This is a genomic window from Pseudomonas sp. UV AK001 (genome assembly GCF_046097675.1).
Classification (GTDB): Bacteria; Pseudomonadota; Gammaproteobacteria; order Pseudomonadales; family Pseudomonadaceae; genus Aquipseudomonas; species Aquipseudomonas kribbensis.
Map to the genome: position 1 here is coordinate 1,691,905 of NZ_JBJUVZ010000001.1, position 23,540 is coordinate 1,715,444.

Below are 23,540 nucleotides of genomic sequence, written 5' to 3' on the forward strand. Positions count from 1 at the left end.
TTATTGGAACGACACCGATGACTGCTCGCGCAGAGAACGCGGGCGCATGTCGATCCAGTGCTCATTGATGTAATCCAAACAGACCTGACGTTCACCGCGCATCCCGGCCGCATTCCAGCCGCTGGCCATCGGCTTGCCCGCCGGCCACAGGGAATACTGACCCTGAGCGTTGATCACCACATCGAATTGCTGCTGCGCGTCATTCATGTCGTTTCTCCTGTTGGATGGGACTGCAGGTGCCGGACCAGCCCTTCTGCAAGATGGTTGAACAGCACACGCCGTTGTTCGTCGGTCTGGGCACAGGCCCAGACGTAAACCCGCGCCGACGCTGCGCAAACCTGCGCATACGCATCCGCGTCGTCAGCCGCGAAGGCTCGGGACGAGATTTCAACATTGGCGGTGGCATGGGCCTGAGCGAACGCCGAGGCGCTGGCCTCGGTATTCAGTTGCGCGTAATACACCGCGAACGCCTCGGCATCGCCGAAGTGCTCGGCGATCATCGCGGTGTTGCTCGGCGCGAGGCCGTAAGTCATCGCACTGGCATGGGCCTGGGCGTACGCCGCGTCATAGGCATAGGCCCGTCGATACAGCGCCAGCAACACCGGTTTGAGCGTGGCCCGCCACTCGCCCTGACGCCCGGACAAACCAAGGGCCGCCCGTTGATGCAGGCTTTGCAAGGCAAGCAGCGCTGACCGGTGCTTCGGCAATGCCTCGCACAACATCGGCACGACAACATCGGCTTGCCAACGATGAATCGGACGAAGCGACTGCGTGTCCTCGAACCCGTGAATCCGCTGACGCAGGACTTCGGGCTGGTCTTCACACAGCACCTGCATCAACGTCAGCCACCAGCGAGGCATCAAGATCGGCTCATTCATCTCGACGGCCCCTCCATACCGATGACCTCAGCGAGCATCCGCGCCCAAGGGCCCGCGACGATGCCGTAGTGGTCGGTGTCGAGCCGTTGCCAGCTCTGCAGCTGCGGCAGCAAGGCCTGCCAGTTGCGTTGCAGGTCATTCATGTTCCAGGCGTTGCCCAGCCCATAAGGGTTGGCGTGCCCGGCGATAAACATCTGCACCTGTGTGTTGCTCAGCGCTGGAGGCCGGAAGTCGACCATGCTGGCCATGTTATTGCGGCAGCACACCGTCAGCCGTTGCAGATAAGCCTGACGTTCCTCGGACATCCCCTGCCCTTCGACGTCGGGCCAGCGCTGGGCGAACTCACGCTGGAACACCTGTTCGATGGTCTGCTCGTCGATGCTGGCCAGTTCCGCACCGGCATCCGGCGCGGGTGGATCGATCAGGTACAACCGAGGTTGTCGGAAGCCGTCAACGTGGGCCTGCTGACACAGCGCCTGCGCTACCCAGGCCCCGAACGACCAACCCGCCAGGCGCCAGGCGCAACCGTCCGGGAGGTGGGCCTTGATCGTCTGCAGATACCACCGGGCCCGCTCGACAATGCTGATGTTCGCCAGCGCCGGCACACGCAACGCAGGGTCCGCAATCACGCAGACACCCAGATCCGTCGGCAGTGTCGAAACCAGTTCCCGGTAGGCCTGAACATCACCGCCCACCGGATGGATCAAATACAGCCATTCGCGACCGGCACCGGCATGCCATTGGTCGATCCGCACCGCGTCGCTCCAGCTGTGCGACGCGTCATCTGAAGCCTCTGCCGTGGAATCTGCCACCAGCCCCAACACCTCGCTCAGGCTGACTTTGTGGCTGAACTGCGACAGCTGGAACACCTCGCCGGTGGCCGCTTGCAGTTCATCGATCAGGTCCAGCAAGGTCAGCGAATCCGCGCCCAGGTCGTACAGCGAATCGTCATCCTCCAGCTCAGCCACGCCGAGCCATTTGCACAGGCATTCACGCAGGCGCTCGGAAAGATCCACACCCTTGGGCATTTCGACCTGCGCGACAACGGCGCCATGGCGAACCGGATAGAAACGCCGCGCCGTGTCGATACCGGTGGTGGAAACCAGCAATTGCGGCAACTGCGCCGCCATCGCCAGATTGAACACCCGACACCCCTCTTCAGCCGACAAGCCGACCGTCAGATGCTCTTGATGCGCAGCATCCCCGCCATTGCTGGTCGTGGCCATGCCGATGTCGCGCCAGATGTCCCAGTTGATCCCCAGGCGCAGGCAAGCATTGGTCGTGTCCGGACGGTAATGCACGAAGCCGTCGAGCACGCCGCTGGCTGCCGAATAATCCAGATGACCCGCGCCGCCGAACAGTGCCGACATCGACGAGCAGTACAGGACGAAGCCCGGCGAAAGCTGTTCGATCAGGCTTTCGACCGCCAGCATGCCGCGAGTCTTGGCGGCCATCGCCTCGGCCATCTGCCGGGTGTCACGGTGGCGAATCAGACTGCCTGCACCGACACCCGCCGCATGAATCAACCCGGTCAGTTGACCGTAACGTCGGGCCAGATGATCGAGTACCTGCGGCCAGCGTGACAGATCGGCGATGTCCGCCTGAAGGCAATCGATTCGCGGCGAATAAGCTGCGAGATTTGCAGGCAACTGCCCCTGACGCGAGAGCAACACCACACGCCGCCCGGGCGCTTGCAACAGATGTTCGCAAAGGGTTCGACCAATCCCGCCAGTGCCGCCCAGCACCAGAAACGTGCCATCTTCCGGCAGCAGGCTGGAAGTCGTGGTCGGGCCCGGCAATGGCTGAGCGATCAACCGTGGCTGCCACAGGTAACCGTCGCGCACCGCCATCCGCCGAGGCAACGTCGCCGGATCACCGAGCAGCGCCGCCAGCTCTGCGGCCTGCGCATCAAGGTGCGGCGACGGCCAGTCCAGCCAGTGGCAACGCACCGGGTATTCCTGGGGCACCACTTCGCTGATCCCGGCCAGTGCCCCCAACTCGGGACGCCGAACCTCGCCATCCACCGGGCACGCCTGCCACGACATCAGCCACAACCGCAGTCGTGTCGTGCGCATGGTTTGCCCCCAGGCCTGCATCAACGCACTGACCGTGTCCAGACAGGCCCACTGCGCCAGATCCAGCGATTGCTCGTTGACCGCCCCTGACACCGCCAGCGGCAAGGTGTGCAGCCAGTCGAGTTCGCCGGGTTCAGGTTCTGTGACCTCGGTGAGCAGACGATTCAGGGCTTCGGTGTCCAGCGGATCCAGTTCGAAACGATCTGTGCCGAGAGGCTTGAAACCATTGCCGGTGCGGACTTGAACCACGCGTCGATAAACCGTTCGCAGATTTTCCAGCAATGCCGCGCCGGGTGTTTCATGGCTGCAAAGGATCAGCGTTTCTCGTGCGGCGCTCATGACCTTTGTGTTCAGGCGCTGGACGCGCACCCACTGCCGCTGATGAAACCACTGCGCCAGAGGTTGCCGCTCGATGCCGGCCGAAACGGGGGCAACGATTTCGCCAGCGGGTTGAAAGCGATAGGTCTGGAGATCAAAAGACGACGGCTGCAAATCCCAGGGCGGCGGTGCCGAGCGCTGCGGCCACTGGATATGAGCGCCTTCGTACCAGGCCTCCAGCAATACCTGCGCTGAATGATCACGGGCGATCAGTTGTGCACCCGACGTGGTGATTTCCTTGATCGTTGTCGGCTGCAAGGGAATTTCGTCACCCGGTTGGCAGACCATCCCGAAGCGCCAGCGCAGTTGCCGGCGACCTGACTGCAAGTGCCGGAGCAATGCGGTGTGCTGCTCTGGATGCGTTTGCAGGTGTTCGCGGATCACCGCGATATCGCGCAGCAGTTCCGCTCGGCTGTGAGCCGAGATCATCAGCAGTGGCAGCGTTTCCTCGGTCACGTCCTGCGTCTTGGGTGCGGCGCCGACAATCACATGAGCGTTGGTGCCACCGATCCCGAAACTGCTGACACCCGCCAGTCGCCGCCGCCCTTCCGGCCACGGCCGGGACGTGGTGGGCACGTAGAACGGCGAATGCTCCAGATCGATTTGCGGATTGATCCGGCCAAACCCGAGGTTCGGCGGCAACACGCCATGGAACACTGCCAGACTGGCGCGAATCAGCCCGACCACCCCCGCTGCCGCACCCAGATGACCGATCTGGCTTTTCACCGAGGCCAGCGCGCAACTGTCGGGCGGCGCCTCGCCGAAGGCCTTGGTCAATGCCGCGACCTCGATCGGATCCCCCAGCAAAGTGCCGGTGCCATGGGCTTCGATGTAGCCGATGTCCGCGCCCGTCAGTCCGGCACGATTCAAGGCATCGCTGATGACCGCGCTTTGTCCGGCCACCGACGGCGCGGTGTAACTCATCTTGGCCCGGCCATCGTTGTTCAGTGCAGAGCCTTCGAGCAACGCGTAGATCCGGTCACCATCCGCCCGCGCCCTGGCCAACGGCTTGAGCACCACCACGCCATAACCGCTGGCGCCGATGGTGCCGCTGGCGTCGTCGCTGAACGGACGGCACAGGCCATCGGCGGAGAAGATGTGCTGCGAGCGATGACGGTAGCCATCGGTCAAGGTCGGGTCGATCAGCACGCCGGCGGCCAGCATCACGTCACTGTCGCCCTGACGCAGCATCGAACTGGCTAGGTGCACGGCGATCAGCGAGCTGCCGCACGCCGCCTGCACGCTCAGGGCCGGGCCGTTGAGGTCCAGGTGATAGGCGGCTTTGGTCGCCAGAAAGTCCTTGTCGTGATGCAGTGCCATCTGGAAGCCGTCCGGCAGATCGCCTTCAGCAGTCTCACGCAGCAGCTGCTGGAAGTAGGTGGTTTCGCCGCAACTGGCGATCAGGCCGATACGCGGACCGTCCGCCGACGGAACGATGGCTGCGTGTTGCAAGGCCTGCACACAGCCCATCAGCAGGTGCCGCTGTTGCGGATCCATCAGGCGCGCTTCCTGGCGGCTGATGCCGAAGTATTCGGGATCAAAATCGAGCATGCCGGCCAGTTGGCTGCGGGCGCCGACCAGAACTTCGCTCGCATCAAAGTGTTCGATGCCCAGCTCATTCCCCTGCACCATCGCCCAGAACTCGGACAGGTTCTGCGCCCCGGCCACATTGACCGACATGCCGATGATTGCCATCGGCTGATGACCTGCATCGGTTTGCCGGACACGCTCCACTGCTGCCACCGAAGCCGTCGACAGATGCGCCGCCAGACGCCGAATCGTGACGTGTTCGAACAGGTCGGCCATCGTCACCTTGTGCGGCAGCGCTTCGGCGTAACGACCATGCAAACGCATCAGGCCGAGGCTGGTGGCACCGGCCTCGAAGAAGGTCTGATCCGGCTCGATGTCACGGCCGATCACATCCCGGAACAGTTCGCTCAGTTGCCGCTCCAGCGCGGTCAATTGCACAACCGGATGTGGCGTGCTGCGACGCTCCAGCGCCTCGCCCACATTCGGCAAGGCCTTGCGATCGATCTTGCCGCTTGGGGTGCGTGGCCAGACGTCGATCCGCCGATACTCATCGATCCGCACATGGGCCGGCAGACGTTGCGCGACCTGACGATCCAGCTGTTGCGACGTCGCAGGCTCGCCGTCGAGTTGCAGCCATGCGATCAGGCGCGGCGGATCGCTCTGAACCGCCACCACCGCGTTGACCACTTCCGGCACCTGCATCAGCGCCGCTTCGATCTGCCCCAGCTCCAGACGATGACCGCTGAGTTTGATCTGCTGGTCGTCACGTCCCAAATAATGCAGACAGCCTTGGGCATCGGCCCACGCCAGATCGCCGGTGCGATAGAACAAGCGGCCCTCTGGCAGCTCTACAAACCGCTTGGCATTCAGATCAGCATCAGCCAGATAGCATCGAGCAACCATCGGCCCCGCCACCAGTAGATAGCCACGACAACCGTTCGGAACCGGACGGTCGTATTCATCCACCAACAGCAGACGGGCATTGCCGACGGCGTGACCGATCGGTGCACGCAACGGCCATTCACGGGGCTGCGGAGGCAGACGCAAGGCACTGATCACGTGGGTTTCGGTCGGGCCATAGTGATTGAACAACGAAGCCTGCGGCATCCCGCCGAACCAGTTGCGCAGCGCGTCCGTGCAGAGCAGCTGCTCCCCGGCGGTGATCACTTCGCGCAATGCCGACGGGTAGATTCCCCGAGCCACAGCGGTTTGCGCCAGATGCTGCAGCGCCACGTACGGCAGAAACAACCGTTCGATCCGCGCCTCGACCATGTAACCCAGCAACGCCTCGGCATCCTGCCGCCAGCGCGGCGTGATCAGGTGATAGCAGCCGCCCCCGCACAGGGTGCTGAAAATCTCCTGAAACGACACATCGAACGACAGCATCGAGAACTGCAGGGTCACCACTTTTGCCGGCAACTGCCCTTCGCTGCGCTGCCATTGCAGCAGGTTGCACAGGGTTCGTTCCGACACTTGCACACCTTTGGGCGTGCCGGTCGAGCCGGAGGTGAACAGCGTGTACAGCGGTCGCTCGCCGGCGTGACGTGGGCGCTTGAACGCTTCGGCATCGACGTGCAGATCGACCCGGTGCACGGCGAATCGTCCGGCATTGAGGTCATCGAGCGCGGCCGTCGTCGTGTCGCTGAACAGCACACAATGCGGCTGAGCCTGCTCCAGCACCTGACGCTGGATCGCCACCGGATAAGCGGGATCCAGCGGTACGGCGGTCAGATTGAGTTTGGCCAGGGCCAGCAGCGCGACGATGTGCTCGACCGAGGCGTCGAGAAACAGCACCACATGCAGCGGCGCATTCCGAATCGGCAACGGATGGCGCTCGACCAAGTCACCAGCCAGAGCGTCGGCCAGTCCATTCAGCTCGCTATAAGTGAGTTGGCGCTGACCTTGCACCAGCGCAACCGCCTCCGGCGTGCAATGCACCTGATGCTCGAACCAGTCCGCAAGGGTGTTGAACGGCAGCTCGCCCTTCGGCCCCTCACTGGCCGGGGCCAGAGTGTGTCGATAAGGGCCCAGCAGACTGTCGAGCGTCGCCGCCGGGCTTTCCAGCAACAGGTCCAGACCACGGCGGAACAACGCGTTCGCCGCGCTAATCTGCCCGGCATCGAAATAGCTGCACTGAAATTCCCACCAGCACTCCAGCTGCGAACCGCTGCCCACCATCAACAAAGTCAGCGGACACTTGGCGTGCAGGTGTTCGTTGAACTCAAGGGTCGCGCGCAGGCTGGAGTCAGCCAGCGCCGCGTAATCAGTGTTTTCCAGCACGAACATGAAATCGAACAGCGCGATACTCGAGGACAGCCGCAGGTCTTCGACCAGATCCGCCAGCGCCACGTCCTGCAGCGCCAGTACCTCGCGCACGGTGGCGGTCTGTTGATGTAGCTGCTCGCTCAGGGTCACCGTGTGGTTTAAGGCGGCGGGAATCAGCACGGTGTTGGCGAACATGCCGACGCTGTCCTCGAACTCCGCCAGTGGCCGGTTGGCCACCGGGCTGGCGATCCGGGGCCGCTCGCACCCGGTCAAGGCGTAAAGACTCCAGGCGAAGACACTGAACAGCACTTCGAAACGGGTCAGTCGCTGTTGCGTGCAGAACCGTTCGAGGGCGGCGCTGCGCACGGTGCCCAAGGGTTCTCGATGCAACCGGGCGTCCGCGCTGATTTCGCGCATTGGCATCAGTGCGGGCGACGGTTCTTCCTGCCGACGATGCAACTCGGCCAGTGCGCGACGGTGGTCGCGATAATGCGGATCGACGCCCCACTGGCGCTGCCACTGGCCAAACTCCAGTGTCGTCAGATGGGCTGTCGATTCAGGGCTTTCGTGACCTTGAACGGCGTCGCTGTAGAGCTGCTTCAGGCCGTCGAACAGCAGGTTCACCGACCAGCCATCGACGATGATGTGATGCAGATTCAGCAGCAGCCGGACGCTGCCATCGGCGAACGGCAACAGCCACGCCTGAAACAGGTTCGGCGTGAACAGGTCGAACGGCGTGGCGAACACCAGTTCCGCGAAGGCCTGCCAGTTGTCTTCTGTAAAGTGCCCGACGGCAAAGGTGCGGCAGGCCGAACCTTGCTCGGCAATCACCTGATCAAGACCCTCGGCACCCGATGCGAATGCCGTGCGCAAACCGGGATGGCGCTTCACCAGACGGTCCACGGCCTCGCCCAGCGCCGCGACCCTGACACCTGCCGCCAAATGCAGAATCAGCGGCACGCTGTAAGCGGTCGAGGTCGGCGAACGTTGCTGCAACAACCACAAACGGCGCTGTTCGGCGGTGGCCGGCAAGCGTGCGGCGCGACTGATCCCGGGCGCAGGTGGATAGATCGAATCGCAACGCTCACCCAGCAGTTGCCCGGCCAATGATGAGAAAGACTCGTTGAGCAGAGTATCGAGGGGGATCTCGCGCTGCCAACGGTTACGAATTGCCGAACGCAGACGCATGGCCTTGAGCGAATCGCCGCCGCTGCCCAGCCAGTCATCCTGCGCACTCAGGCCCGGTTGGCCGAGCAGCGAACGGGCCTGACTCAGCAACCAGTCCAGCAGTGGCGAAGAATTGTCGTTTTCCATGGCCACTGAAGCTGGATACCACGGATTCAGCGGTTGCCCCAGCAAGCTGTCGCGATCGATCTTGCCATTGGCCGTCAGCGGCAGACGCTCCAGCAGGAACAACTGATGCGGTCGCATGTACGGCGCCAGTTGCGCCCGCAAATGGGCTTCGAACGCGTGATAGTCCAGCTCCCCGCGCGGAACGATGAACGCCAGCAACTGATGATCTTCCGCCGCCTGACGCCGGGTGCAGACGTACACCTGCGCCACGCCCGGATGCTCCAGGATCCGTTGCTCCACCTCCCCCGGCTCGATGCGGAAGCCGCGAATCTTCACCTGACGGTCAACCCGCCCCAGGCACTCGATCAAACCTTCGGCATTGCAGCGCACCAGATCACCGGTGCGGTAATGGACGTGCGCGCCACCGTCGAGGTCGGGCAACCGCACGAACTGGCGGGCCGTTTCTTCGGGCCGGTTGCGGTAGCCACGGGCGACGCCGCTGCCACTCAAATACAGTTCGCCCACCTCTCCCACGGGCACCGGCTGTTGCTGCTCGTCCAGCACCTGCACGCCAGTATCCGGCAGCGCCCGGCCAATGGGCGCCAGGTCACCGGTAAAGTCGCGGCTGATCGGCCAGCACAGGGCGAACGTGGTGCATTCGGTAGGGCCGTAGACGTTATGAATCCGGCACTGGCTCTCAGGGTTGGCCCGATACCATGCACGAACGGCTGCGGCGCTGATCTGCTCGCCGCCGATCAGCACCTGACGAGCGCTGGCAAAGCACGACGGCCACTCGGCAATCAAGGTGTTGAACAACGACACCGTCATGAACAGGTTGTCGACCTGCGTCCGCTCCAGCACCTCGGCCAGCCGCCGGGCATCCAGCACGTCTTCGTCGGCGATCATCACGCAGCAACCGCCGTTGAGCAGCGGTGCCCACAGCTCGAAACTGCATGCGTCGAACGCCGGGTTGGACAGGCAGGCGAAGCGGTCCGCCGGACGAATTTCGATATAGCCGGCGGTGTGCGCCAGACGCAACAGACCACGCTCGCCGACTTCCACGGCTTTCGGAATGCCGGTGGTGCCCGAGGTGTAGAACAGGAACATCACCTCGGCGACTTCTGCGGTCAGCGCTTGCGGCGGAACGTCCGGTTGATCGAGCAACGCCTCGACACTGACTTGCCACAGTGAGGACGACATCAGTGGCTCTTCGTCCAGGGTAATCAGCCCCACGCACGCTGCATCCGCCAGCATCAACTCCCGGCGCTTGAGCGGACTGGCACGGTCCAGCGGCACAACCACGGCGCCGATTTTCAATGCGCCGAGAATCGCCGCCAGCCATTGCCAGCAACGTGGCATGCACAACGCCAGCGACTGGCCGGGCCCGACACCGCGTGCCAGCAACCCTCGGGCGATGCGCTCGCTGGCGCTGGCCAGTTCGGCGTAAGTCAGGGTTACCGAGCCGTCGATGACGGCCGGGGCTTGCGGATTGCGCTGCACTTGCCCGGCAAAGCGCGCGAGCAACGTCAGGTCATTGGATGCGCTCATCATTTCGCCTCCTGCGCGGCGAAGCGTTGCAGCTCCTGACGGATGATCTGCGAGACCCGATGGATTTCCGCACTTTCGAGCATGTCCCAGTGCCCGCCGCTGACCAGTTTCGCCAGATAGCCGCTACCCGCGCGACGACGCCAGAACCCGCGCAGTTCATGCAACTGATGACGGCTGAAGTCTTCCCGCGCCTGAATCAGCACCACACGCCCGGCGCGCGGCGCACATTCATAGGAGGCCATGGCCATTCGGTTATGGTTGTAAATGTGGAAATAGCGCTCGACCTGGGCATCTTCAATGCCGGGGTACATGCCGTTGAAGCGCACCAGTTTGTCGCGGAACTCGGCCATGTCCACGGTGCCGATCTGCTCGCGGAAACCCGGATCATCGCTGCCTTGGGTATCGAGCAACACCACGGTCACCCGACGATGCCCGGCCGCCGTCAGCAACCGCGCCATTTCATAAGCCACCAGACCGCCGAACGACAGCCCGGTGAGAATCAGCGGTTGCGTCGTCAGCGGTTCGATCAATCGCAGATACGCTTCGGCCATCGCTTCGACCGTCGGCTCGGTGCTCTCCCCTGGATTCAGCCCCGGCGATTGCACGCCGTAAACACCAGCCTCATCCGGCAACACCTTGGCCAGTGACAGATAACAGAACGCCGTACCGCCCGCCGGGTGAATGCACACCACATTGCTCTGCCCCGCGCCACGGCGGAATTCGATCAGATTGCCCTGCGCCACCGCCGGGTTCGCCCCGACCCGCAGCCAGCCGCCCAGCGCTTCGATGGTCGGATAACTGAGTACCACGCGCACCGGCATCTCAACCGCGAACACCTGGCTGATTTCATGGGCCATCTTGATCGCGGCGATGGAGGTGCCGCCGACGTTGAAGAAGTTGTCGCGGATGCCGATCTGCGGCACCAGCAGCAGACGTTTCCAGATTTGATACAGCGTCAGTTCTATGTGGTCGCGCGGGCTGCTCAGGTTGACCTGACGATTGACCATTTCCTCATTCGCCAACGCCGTCAGCGCGGCACGGTCGACCTTGCCATTGGCCGTCAGGGGCAAGGCGTCGAGCCACAGATAACTGCCGGGGACGACCGCACGGGGCAGCGTCGTCGCCAGATGGGCCTGCACCGCCGCGTCATCCATCGACTCGGCGACCACACAACAGGCCACCAGTCGCTGATCCTGCGCCGCTTCGCCGACCATCAGCACCACGGCGCTGCGAATGCCGGGAAACGCTTCGAGCCGGGTTTCGATCTCGCCCAGCTCCAGACGCACACCGCGCAACTTGACCTGGAAGTCGTTGCGCCCGAGAAACTCCAGTTGGCCATCCGGTCGATAGCGCGCCAGATCGCCGCTGCGATAGAGGCGATCACCTGCCACGAACGGATTGTCGATAAAGCGCTCGGCACTGAGCTGCGCCAGCCCCAGATACCCCCGGGCCACGCCGACGCCGCCAATGTGCAATTGCCCGGTGACACCCACCGGCACCGGCTCATCGCGGTCATCGAGCACGTAAAAACGGTTGTTGGAAATCGGCCGGCCGATCGGCAGTTGCCGGGCCGGTACTTCGGCGCCGGGCTCAAGGGTCCAGATGCTGTTGATCACCGTGGTTTCGGTCGGGCCGTAGACGTTGTGCAGCCGCGCATTGGGCAGACGCTCCTGAAAACGCCGGGCCAGGGCTGGCGGGAGTTCACCGCCGCCGCTGAACACATCGGTCAGCGAAGTGCACAGGCTGACCTCTTCGACTTCCAGAAACAGCTGCAACATCGCCGGCACGAACACCAGCGCCGTGACCTGCTGCTCGCGCACCTCACGCGCCAGATACGCTGGTTCGTAATGCCCGCCGGGCTTCGCAATGATCAGACGCCCGCCGGTTGCCAGCGGCCAGAATGTCTCCCACGCCGAGGCATCGAAACCGAACGGGATCTTGTGCAACATCGCCCCCGCTTCACCGCAGACCTGCAAACACCACAGCAGCAGGTTGCTCAGGCCTCGGTGAGCGACCATTGCACCCTTTGGCAATCCGGTGGTGCCGGAGGTGTAGATCACGTAGGCGAGATGGTCAGGGGTGACGCCGACATTGCGTGGGTCGAGATTGTCCGCCGGCAACAATGCCCAGCTCGCGGCATCTTTTTCGAGGTCAAGGATTGGCGCTTCCCAGGTCGAACCTTGTATGGCCTGACGCAAAATCCCGTGCGCCGAGCCGAGGGTCAGCAGCACTGCCGGCGTGCTGTCGCCGAGCATGTGGCTCAGGCGTCCCAGCGGGTAATCCGGGTCCAGCGGCACATAGGCGCCACCGGCCTTGAGCACTGCCAGCAACGCCACCGGCAGTTCCAGCGAACGCTCGATGCACACCGCCACGCGCACGTCCGGGCCGACGCCCAGCGTGCGCAAGTGCCGCGCCAGTCGGTTGGCCCGGGCATTGAGTTCGGTGTAGTTCAGTGACTCCCCTTCAAACACCACCGCGCAGGCCTGAGGGTTACTCGCGGCCTGAGTTTCGACCAACTGATGCACGCATTGCGCCGGTTGCGTCAGCGGCATTGTGCGGTTGAAGTCGACCAGCACCTGCTGACGCTCGGCCTCGTTCATCAACGGCAAGGCATTGATCGGTTGCTTGGCGTCGACGGCGATCTGCTCAAGTAGATGACGGTAACGCCCGCTCAGGCGTTCGATGGTGGCGACGTCATAGAGGTCGGTGTTGTACTCCACCAACAGGTCCAGCCGCCCTTCCCGCTCGACCCATTCAAACGCCAGGTCAAACTTGGCCGTGGCGCTGCTGGTGCCATACGGCGTCAGTTCCAGTTCGGGCATCTGTACGCCGCTGCCGGGGGTGTTCTGCAGCACCAGCATCACCTGGAACAGCGGCGAATGTCCCGGATCGCGCTGCGGGTTGACGGCTTCGACCACGCGGTCGAACGGCACGTCCTGATGAGCGTGGACGTCGAGCATCTGGCCACGCACATCGCGCAGCAGTTCGGCGAAGGTCTGCTGCGGATTCAGGCGCTGACGCAGCACCAGCGTGTTGACGAAATGGCCGATCAGCGGCTCGACCTCCGGGCGATTGCGGTTGGCGAACGGCGTGCCGATGCACAGATCCTGCTGACCGCTGTGGCGCCACAGCAACACCGCCAAAGCACCGAGCAGCACGTTGAACAGCGTGCCCTGAGTCTGCCAGGCCAGCGCCGTGAGTTCGCGCAACGTGCCGCCATCGACGGAGGAGCTGAAAGTGGCGCCGACATAACGCTGCACCAACGGGCGCGGCCGGTCGGCGGGCAGAGTCGACAAGAGCGGCGCGTCGTCCAGGGTGCGACGCCAGTAATCGAGCTGAGCATCCAGCGCCGCACCGCCGACGCGCTGTTGCTGCCAGCAGGCGTAATCGGCGTATTGCACCGGCAACGGCGCGAGAGTCGAGGTTTCGCCGCGCAGATAATCGCCGTAGAGCGTCGCGACTTCCTGCAGGATCACGCCCATCGACCAACCGTCGGCGATGATGTGATGCACGCTGTACAGCCACAGGTATTCGTCGTCCGCCAAACGCAACAAAGACGCGCGCAGCAATGGCCCGGTGGCCAGATCGAACGGTGCCCGGGCGTCCTGTTCGACGGCGAATCGCACTTGCTGCTCCCGCTCATCGGCAGATAGCTGGCGCAGATCCGTCACCGACAACGACAGCGGCATCGACGGATGCACCACCTGACGCGGCTCGCCATCCACACTGCAGAACGTCGTGCGCAAGACTTCGTGGCGGGCAACCAGTTCATTCAGTGCCCGCTCCAGCAGCGCCACGTCCAGTCGCCCCTTCAGCGTCACCGCCGTGGGCACGTTGTAGAACGGGTTGCCGGGTTCCAGTTGATCGAGAAACCACAACTGTCGTTGCGAGAATGACAACGGCCAGTCCGTTTTCCCGTCGGCGCGCCGGGGAATCGCCGTGTCATCCTGGCCGCCGAGCAAGGCAATCAGTTCCTGCTTGTGGAGCTTGAGCGCCTGGGTCAGTTCTTCGGTGAGAAACCCCCGCGGCGCCTTGCAACGCAGCCTGTCACCGTCCACCTCGAGCACCACGCCATGCCGAGCGAACAACGCCAGCAATTGATCGGCATTCATACTTCGAACTCCTCCATGTCTTCGTCGTCCAGGCTTGCGGTCACAGGCTCGATGGCAAACGCCTCGACCGGCGCGCGGTGTTGTTCATCGGCCGTGCGCAGGCCGCCGATCATCGAGTAGATCAATTCATGACTCGGCCCGAGGTCGAACAGCGCCGTCAGTTGCTGCTCCTCGACCGAGCCGATGCCGCACAGGCCCAGGCCGTGTTCGACGGCGGTCATGCTCAGCAACTGGGCCATGGCGCCGCTTTCGATATGGCAGAAGTCACGACTGCGCTCGCCATACAGCGGGCGGATCGCGGCCATGTCGGCAATGAAAAACAGCGAGAACGCGGCGTTTTCGTACACCGGGCGATTGACGAAATAGTCGTAGGTGTCCGGGTCGAGCAGCCCGCTCTGGAGCGCCAGCAAGCGATGCTGGCGAGGATCGTAGTAATACGCGCCACCGGGTACGCCGAGCACGCGATCCGGTTTGATGTAGAGATAAGCCTGAATCGGGTACAACCCGCCCGCCGAAGGGAACTGGTATTTCACTTCACCGTCGAGCTGCCCCTGGGCCAGTGCCGCCAACAAGTGCGCGAAAGCTTGAGTGGCAATCGGCTGCGCGCCGAACTGGCGCACCGAGCGGTAATCACTCAAACGCCGGGCGAACGCCGGGTCTTGCGGCAAGTCCAGTGCCACCTCCGGCAAGGCTTGAGCGAAGGCACGGCGACCGCGTTGCTCAGCCTTGAACTGCGCCCGCTGCTGCGGATCTTCGATGATGTCCTGCGGGGTCTCCGGCGTCTGCTGGACGTTGCCGAGCAATTCCTGACGGGCCCGGTTCTGGCGGTACATGCCGAGCAGATGCAGCAACGTCGGCTGGGCCAGCAGTTGCGCCACATGCGGGCGGAACTGCAAGGCGCCGGACAAGGCGTTGCTGATCCTGACGATATCGATCGAGGTCGCACCGAGATTCAGCAGGTTGGCATTGGCGGCAATGGATTCGCGCTTGAGCACGCCCTGCACGATTTCCACCAGCCGCTGTTCCTGCGGGCCCTCGACTTCCAGCGCCGGGCCTTGTTCCTCGATTTGCTCGGGTTCCGGCAGGCGCTTCTTGTCGACCTTGCCGTTGGAGGACAACGGCCAGGCTTCGACGAAGGTGAACGACGACGGAATCATGTACGCCGGTAGCTTGTCCGTCAGGTAGTCGGTGAAGTCACTGGCCTGCAACGCCGGATCGGCCTTGAGCACATAACCCGCCAGACGTTTCTCACCCAGCGTGCTGCCAAGAATCCGCACCACCGCGCTCTGCACGCCGGGATGGCGATTGAGCGCGGCTTCGATCTCGCCCAGCTCGATGCGATAGCCCTGGACCTTGACCTGATTGTCTTCGCGGCCGAGGAATTCGATATTGCCGTCGGGCAGCAAGCGCCCCAGGTCGCCGGTGCGGTACAGCCGTTCGCCAGTCAGTGGATGGTCGAAAAAACTGCCCGCGCTGAGTTTCTCGTCACGCCAGTAACCCTTGGCCAGACCGATGCCGCCGATGTAAAGCTGCCCCGCGACCCAGGTCGGGCGCACTTGCAGGGCTTCGTCCAGCACGTAGAAGCGCTGATGATCGAGGGCCTTGCCGTAGGGAATGCTGCGCCAGGCCGGATCGACGTGCTTCACCGGATAATAGATCGACCAGATCGACGCTTCGGTGGCGCCGCCCAGGCTGATCAACTGCAAGTCCGGCTGCAACGCCCAGGCCCGCTCGGGCAGGGTCAACGGAATCCAGTCGCCGGACAACATCGCCACCCGCAGGCTGGCAGGCAACGCGTCGCCCTCGCCCTCCACGTACTCGACCAGCATGCCGAGCAGCGCCGGCACCGAGTTCCACAGGCTGACCTGATGACGCTTGATCAATTCAAGCCAGTGCGCCGGATCGAGGGTCAGTTGCGGATCAAGGATGACCACCGCCGCACCCACGGCCAGTGTGCCGAAGAAGTCATAGACCGACAGGTCGAAACTCAGCGAGGAGATCGCCAATACGCGGTCGTTCGGGCCCACGGCAAAACGGCGGTTGATGTCGAGCAAGGTGTTGACCGCACCGCGATGGTCGATCACCACGCCTTTCGGCTGGCCGGTGGAGCCGGAGGTGTAGATCACGTAAGCGAGGTCGCTTTCGTTGATCTGCACCGGTTGCAGGGGCAATGCGTCGTTTGAGACTGCATCGGTCACGGCAATGGGCGTGACCTGTGCCGGCCATTCGATTTTGTCGAGCAGCACCGGTTGGGTCAGGGCCAGACTCGCCTCGGCCCGCTCCAGAATATGCCGCAGCCGTTCCGCTGGCTGAGTCGGTTCGATGGGCAGGTAGGCGCCGCCGGCGTACAGAATCGCCAACGTTGCCACCACTTGCTCCCAGCCGCGCTCCATCACCACCGCCACCAACCGGTTCGGCAGCACGCCCTGCGCTTGCAGGCGGGCGCCGAGTTGCCGGGCCTCAAAGCGAAGCTGGGCGTACGTCAGCTGCCGCGTGCCGATCACCGCCATTGCATCCGGCGAGGCGAGGGCCTGACGCTCGAACAGTTCGTGCATCAACGGCAGTGTTTGCTGATTGTCGACCGGTGCCGGCAATCGCGCTTGCGGCAGCAGTTGTGGCGTGTTGGCGCCCCAGGCTGCCGGTTCGCAGAGGCTGTCGAGCAACGTGTTATAGGCGACGAACATCTGCTCGATCATGCCTTGCGGGAACAGTTCGTCGATGCTGTCCCAGTTGAACAACAGGCGTCCTTCCAGCTCCAGCAACGTGTGGTCGAGCCACACCTGCGGGGTCTGGGTGATGCTGTGCATGTGTTTGGCGTTCAATGCGTCGGCCAGGTTGAATTCGGCCAGTTCCGGCGCCGCTTCCGACAGCGTGCTGTTGAACACGATCGGCATCGCCGTCTGCTGCACGCCCCGGGCCTGAGACAACTCGCGCAGCACCCGTACGCCGCTGACCACCGAATGGTCGATGTCGCGCCACAGTTGCGCCTGCACGGCGCGGGCCTTGTCGGTGAAGCTCTGCGCCCCGTCGATGCCGACTTCCAGCAGCACCAGCGAGGTGAAGTCGCCAATGATTTCGTCGACATCCGGGTGCAGCGGCATACGGTTGAACAGCGGCAGGCTCAGGGTGAAACGCGGGGTGCGGCTCCACAGCGCCAACACTTCGCTGAAGGCTGTCAGGAGCATCACCGACGGCGTCACCGCAAACTGCTTGGCCACGGCTTTGAGTTGCGCCCACTGCGCCGCCGACATGTCGCGGTCGCGGCGGGTGAAGTGCGGGTTGACGATGCTCTCGGGTTGGCGCACCAGCGGCAGGTCCGGCGCCGGGGCCAGAGTGGTCACCCGCTCGCGCCAGTAGCCCAGCGCCTGCTCGTAGCGGCGACCGTTGCGCAGCTGTTGTTCGGCCAGCACGTAGTCGCGGAAAGTCAGGCCTGGTTCCGCCAGTTCCAGCGCCGGATCGACGTAGAACGCCATGAGTTCGCGGGCGAGAATCTGCGTGCTCGCGGCGTCGACGATCAGCGCGTCGAGGCTGATATGCAGATGGGTAATGCCGTCATCAAGAAGCGACAGGCTGAACTCGAACAGCGGCCAGCGACTGGCGTCCAGCACCTGATGGGACTGGCGCTCGCGGGTCGCCTCCAGCGTGCGCTGCGCCTCTTCGGCGGGTAAACCGCGCAGGTCGCTGCGGGGCATGCGGTAGGTCGGCACCTGCGCCAGCACCTGTTGCGTGCCGTCGCTGAGAAACACCACGCGCAGCATGTCGTGGCGCAGGATCATGCGGTTCAAGGCTTGCTCGAAACGCTCGGCGTCGAACCCGGGAATGCGCAGTTCTTCGTAGCCGTGGGCACTGACACCGCCGAGGCTGACCGTGGCCTCGCGACCGAACCAGTAGGCCTGCTGAATATCGGTCAGCGGGAAGGGTTCATGCCGGTTACCGCGATCCGGATCGATCTGGATGAACGCCGGTTCAACGCTCTGCTCTTCACGCGTAACCTGCGCCGCCAGATCCCTCAACACCGGGGTCTGAAACAGGCTGCTCAGGGACAGTTGCGCGCCCATGCGCTGGTTGATCGCGTAGATCATCCGCGTCGCCAGCAGCGAATGACCGCCGAGGTCGAAGAAGTTGTCGTGGATGCCGACCCGCTCGCACTTGAGCACTTCGGCCCAGATCTCGGCCATTTGCCGTTCGATGTCGTTGCGTGGCGCCTCGTAGGTCGCCCCGGCGCTGCGTTCCGGTGCCGGCAGCGCCTGTCGGTCGAGCTTGCCGTTGCGGGTCAGCGGCAGTTGCGAAAGCCGGACCCAGGCACTCGGGATCATGTGTTCGGGCAACTGGCGTTGCAGTTCGGCACGCAGGAATTCACTGCTCGCGGAGCCGACCACATAGGCCACCAGACGCTTGTCCCCGGCCACGTCTTCGCGCAACAGCACGGCGGCTTCCTGCACGCCAGGTTGCTGCTGCAACAGGCTGTCGATCTCGCCGAGTTCGATGCGGAAACCGCGCAGCTTCACCTGTTGGTCGATGCGTCCCAGGTACAGCACGTTGCCGTCGGCCTGGAACTTCGCGAGGTCACCGCTGCGGTACATCCGCGCGCCCGGCTCGTCGTTGAACGGGTCCGGCAGGAAGCGTTCGGCGGTCAGGTCCGGGCGGTTCAGGTAACCCCGGGCCAGGCACGCGCCGGCTATGTACAACTCGCCCGCCACGCCGATCGGCACCGGATTCAGATGCTCGTCCAGCACGTAGAGCCGCGCATTAGCGATGGGACGGCCAATGGGCGGCGCGTCCGGCCACGATTCGGCCTCGTTGCAGTCAAGGCTGAACTGGCTGACCACATGGGTTTCCGTCGGCCCGTACTGGTTGTGCAACTGCGCGCCGCCCAACCCACGGACAAAACCGCGCAGCTCGTCATTGATTTGCAGGGCTTCACCGGCGGTGATGATTTCGCAACCGCCGGCCGGCATCGGTGCATCGGCTTCGGTCAGGCCGGCGAGTTGCTGCAACACGGCGAACGGCAGAAAGGCGCGTTGCACGCCTTCGGCCACCAGAGTCGGGCGCAGCGCGGCGAGGTCCTTGCGGCTGTCTTCGGTCATCAGCAGCAGACTGCCGCCCTGGCAGAGGGTGCTGCAGATTTCCTGGAACGAAACGTCGAAGTTCAGCGAGGCGAATTGCAGCACGCGCTGAGGTGCCGTGGCTTGATCGAGTTGCCAGTTAATCAGGTTGTCCAGCGCACGACGGTTGTGGGCGACGCCTTTAGGTCGCCCGGTGGAGCCGGAGGTGTAGAGCACGTAGCCAAGATTTTCCGGGCTCACATTGACTTGCGGATCATCCGTCGGGTGTTGTGCCCATTGCGATGCGTCAGTGTCCAGGCAGCAGATCTGCGCCTCGTTGGCCGGCAGCCCGGCCATCAGGCTCGATTGCGTCAGCAGCATGGTCGGCGCGGCATCGCTGAACATGAACGCCAGACGCTCACTCGGATAAGCCGGGTCGAACGGCACGTACGCCGCGCCGGCCTTGAGGATTGCCAGCAGGCCGATGACCATTTGCGGCGAGCGTTCCAGGCACAGGCCGACGCGATGTTCGGGGCCGACGCCCTGTTCGATCAGGTAATGCGCGAGACGGTTGGCCGCGCGATTCAGTTCGCCGTAGCTCAGTTGCTCACGGTCGGCGAGCAGCGCCACGGCTTCGGGGCTTTGCCGAGCCTGGGTTTCGAATCGCGCCACACAACCGGGCAGCGACGTGGTATCCCGCGCGGTGCGGTTCCAGTCGTGAACAATTTGCTGATGTTGCTCGGCGCTCAGTAGCTTGATCCCCGCCAGCGACTGTTCGCTGTCCTCGACCATCTGCATCAGCACCCGGCGCAGGTACTCGCCGAACTGCTCGACGGTGCTGCGTTCGAACAGACCCGAGGCGTATTCCAGACCACCGACGATCTGCCCGTCGCGCTCATGGAGCGCCAGTTGCAGATCGAACTTGGCCACGTGATGACTGCTTTCGACCGGTGTGACGTCGAGCCCGGTCAGCAGCAGATCGGAATCCTGATCCTGCTCCCAGGCAAACAGCACCTGGAATAGCGGACTGTGGGCCAGACTGCGCGGCGGGTTGAGCAACTCCACCACTTGCTCGAATGGCAGGTCCTGATGCTCCTGAGCCTCCAGCGCGACCCGGCGCGCCTGTTGCAGCCATTGCGCTACTGAAGGCGTACCCGATCGGGTCATGCGCAGGGCCAGGGTGTTGACGAAGAAACCGATCAGCCCTTCCAGCTCCTGCTGCGGACGGTTGGCCGATGGCACGCCGATCACCACATCATCCTGCCCCGACAGGCGCGACAGCAGCAGCGAAAAACCGGCCAGCAAGGTCATGAACAGCGTGGTGCCTTGTTGCATGCCCAGGGCTTTCAGGCGCGTGGTCAAGGCTTCGTCGAAGACCAGCGGGACAAAGCCACCGAGGTAATCCTGCACGGGCGGACGCTTGTGATCCGTCGGCAACTCCAGCAGCACCGGGGCGCCGGTAAGGGTTTCGCGCCAGTAACGGCTCTGCTGCTCCAGCACTTCACCGGTCAGCCATTGTTTCTGCCACACGGCGTAATCCACGTACTGCACGGGCAACGGCGGCAGCGGATCGCCGCGATCCTGTAGTGCGGCTTCGTAGAGTTGCCCCAGCTCACGAGTGAGCACGCCCATCGACCAGCCATCGGAGATGATGTGGTGCTGGGTCAGCATCAGCACATGGTCGTCCGGCGCCAACCGCACCAGACTTACGCGCATCAGCGGGCCACGGCTCAGGTCGAACGGTCTGGCGCCCTCCTCGTCGATCAACCGGGTGAGACGCTCTTGAGCATCGGGCCCTTGCAGATCGGTTACGGTCAGTCGAAGGCTGTGGGCAGGCGGTGAAACCTGCTGCCGCCCTTCCCCTTCAACGGCAATGAAGGTGGTGCGCAGCGCGTCATGGCGCGCCACAAGTTGATTAAAGCTGCGTTCGAGCGCCGCTACGTCCAGCAAACCGCGCAAACGCAGGTTAAGCGGCATGTGATACGCCGCGTTGCCACCCTCCATTTGTGCCAGAAACCACAGGCGCTGCTGGGCAGACGACAACGTTTGCGCGCCCGAGCGTTCAAGGGCCGTGATGGCTGGACGAGCCTCCGCCTGACTGGCTTGCAGCCGTTCGGCGAACAGTTTCAGAACGGGCGCGGTAAACAGCGTCGAAGGCGCGACTTCCAGCCCCAGCGTATGGCGAACCTGCGCCAGCACACGCATCACCAGCAACGAGTGACCGCCGAGAGCAAAGAACTGATCTTCACGCCCGACCCGCTCGACGCCGAGCACTTCGGCCCAGATAGCGGCGAGCGCGGTTTCCAAAGACCCCTGCGGCGCCTGATATTCCTGCTGATCGAATGCCTCAACGTCCGGCGCTGGCAAACCGGGCCGATCGACCTTGCCATTGGCGGTCAGCGGCAACGCATCCAGACGCACGAATGCAGTCGGCACCATGTAATCCGGCAGGCTGATTTTCAGCTGTTCACGCAGGGAACGCGGGCTCAGCGTTGTGCCCGGTTTTTCGCAGTAATACGCGACCAGTCGAGGTTCACCGAGGCCGTCCTGGCGCAGCAACACCACGCTTTCAAGCACGCCTGCAATGTCCGCCAGCCGGGTTTCTATTTCCCCCAGTTCCAGACGCAGACCGCGCAACTTGGCCTGGAAGTCGTTGCGGCCGAGGAATTCCAATTGGCCGTCGGCCCGATAACGCGCCAGATCTCCGGTTCGGTAAAGGCGTTCACCCGCCACGAACGGGTTGTCGATGAAACGCTCGGCAGTGAGTTGCGGCAGGTTCAGATAACCCCGCGCCACGCCGAAGCCACCGATGTACAACTCGCCCGCGACACCCTCGGCAACGGGCAAGCCTTGCTCATCAATCAGGTAAATCCGGGAATTGGGCAGTGCCCGGCCGATGGGCAACACCGCGTCGATCTGACGGCTTTGGGTGAACTCGAAACAGGTGCTGTCGATGCTCGCTTCGGTCACGCCATAGGCCTGGACGATCTGCACTCGCTCACCGCAAAGCCTGCGCAATTGCCGTGCGCTGTGGGCGGTCCAGATGTCCGAGCCGCAGACCACGGTGCGCAGGAACGACAAGTCATGGCCGGTCTCTTCGGCCCAGGCCAGCAGCGGATTGAGCAGCGCCGGCACGAAGTCGGCAAAACCGATCTGCGCTTCGCGCATCAAGCGATACAGGGCCGGCGGGTCCATCAAGGTGTCCCGGGGGCACAGCACCAGCGTGCCGCCAAACCCCAGCGCACGAATCAGGTCGGCGCTGAACACGTCGAAGGAAAAACCGGCCATTTGCAGGTGTTTGATCGGCTCGCCCAAGGCATAGAGTTGCGCCCAGGCGGCGCTCACGGCGATCAGCCCTCGATGCTCGACCATTACGCCTTTCGGGGTGCCGGTCGAACCCGAGGTGTAGATCACGTAGGCCAGGTGTCGGGGTGTCAGGCCTGTTGTGTGGGGATCAGGATTCTCGGGTGACTGTGAAGACCAATGCATTGAATCGCCCAGATCGAGCACCGTGGTCGATTGTTCGAGCGCAGTCATCAGGACATGCCGCGCCTGACCGTGGGTCAGCACTACCGGCGGCGCGCTGTCGGCCAGCATGTGCGCCAGCCGCGCCTGCGGATACGCCGGGTCCAGCGGCACATAGGCACCTCCGGCCTTGAGCACCGCGAGCACACCCACCAGCATTTCCAGCGAACGCTCAAGACAAATCCCCACCCGCACGTCCGGCCCGACCCCGAGGCTGCGCAGGTGATGGGCCAGTCGATTAGCCCGGATATTGAGATCGCGGTAACTGATCGCCTCTTCCTGCCAGCGTACGGCAATGGCCTCGGGGTTGCGCAGCACCTGCGCTTCGAACAGACCGTGCACACACAGATCGGTGTCGAACGGAATCGAGGATGAAACGTCGGGCTGCGCGGGATTCGTCCCACGCAAGGAAGTGTTGTCGAGCATCGGAGGCTACCGTCCATGACTGCATTATTTTTGTGATCAGGCAGAGACAGCACGCGCCCCGCCAGTCAGGCCCCGGTATCAGATACCGGTTCGGTCATTCGAATTCAGGAAGATGGCGCGGCACGCGCATGCAGACTCGCGTCGCACGCAGGCACACACAGGAAACCGGGGGGAGAAAGGCTGGCGAAGAACACCGCGGCGCGGTCCGCGCAGGCAGCTGGGGAGATGACAGAATCGTTGACGACATCCGTCGCCCTGCTCATTGCATCGTCGATTGCAAACCGCGTGATCAATTGAAACCTCGACTTCCATTTGAGGGTCAACGACGAGGAACAACCTGCGCGGTGGGTGACAGCGCCAGGGTGGTCCCGATCGGCTGCGACTGCCGGGTCTGTAGACGCACGGCAATCTTCTGGCGCCGGGTTTGTGACCCGAAGCGCCGCCGGATAATAACCACGTTTTTTG

At 63.6% G+C, this 23,540-nt stretch carries 5 protein-coding genes; all 5 read right to left on the minus strand.

The genetic code is table 11. The features are described from left to right. Genes ACKLNA_RS07735 through ACKLNA_RS07755 form a run of 5 tightly spaced genes read right to left on the minus strand, consistent with a single transcriptional unit; the run spans nt 1 to nt 23,075 of the window. Entirely contained in the window at nt 1-207 is a 207-nt protein-coding gene (locus ACKLNA_RS07735) for an MbtH family NRPS accessory protein (RefSeq protein ID WP_119429213.1), read from the minus strand. Further along, nucleotides 204-878: a hypothetical protein gene (locus ACKLNA_RS07740; protein ID WP_408985489.1), complete on the minus strand. Its 675-nt coding sequence runs from the start codon at nt 876-878 to the stop codon at nt 204-206. The genes ACKLNA_RS07735 and ACKLNA_RS07740 overlap by 4 nt, the downstream gene beginning before the upstream one ends. Next, a complete protein-coding gene (locus tag ACKLNA_RS07745; RefSeq protein WP_408985490.1) occupies nt 875-9,970 on the minus strand; it encodes an amino acid adenylation domain-containing protein in 9,096 nt (3,031 codons plus the stop codon). The genes ACKLNA_RS07740 and ACKLNA_RS07745 overlap by 4 nt, the downstream gene beginning before the upstream one ends. Further along, nucleotides 9,967-14,079, minus strand: a complete 4,113-nt coding sequence (locus tag ACKLNA_RS07750) for an amino acid adenylation domain-containing protein (RefSeq protein ID WP_408985491.1) — start codon at nt 14,077-14,079, stop codon at nt 9,967-9,969. The genes ACKLNA_RS07745 and ACKLNA_RS07750 overlap by 4 nt, the downstream gene beginning before the upstream one ends. Further along, a complete protein-coding gene (locus tag ACKLNA_RS07755; protein ID WP_408985492.1) occupies nt 14,076-23,075 on the minus strand; it encodes an amino acid adenylation domain-containing protein in 9,000 nt (2,999 codons plus the stop codon). Before ACKLNA_RS07755 ends, ACKLNA_RS07750 begins: the two co-directional genes overlap by 4 nt. Nucleotides 23,076-23,540 lie beyond the last annotated feature (465 nt).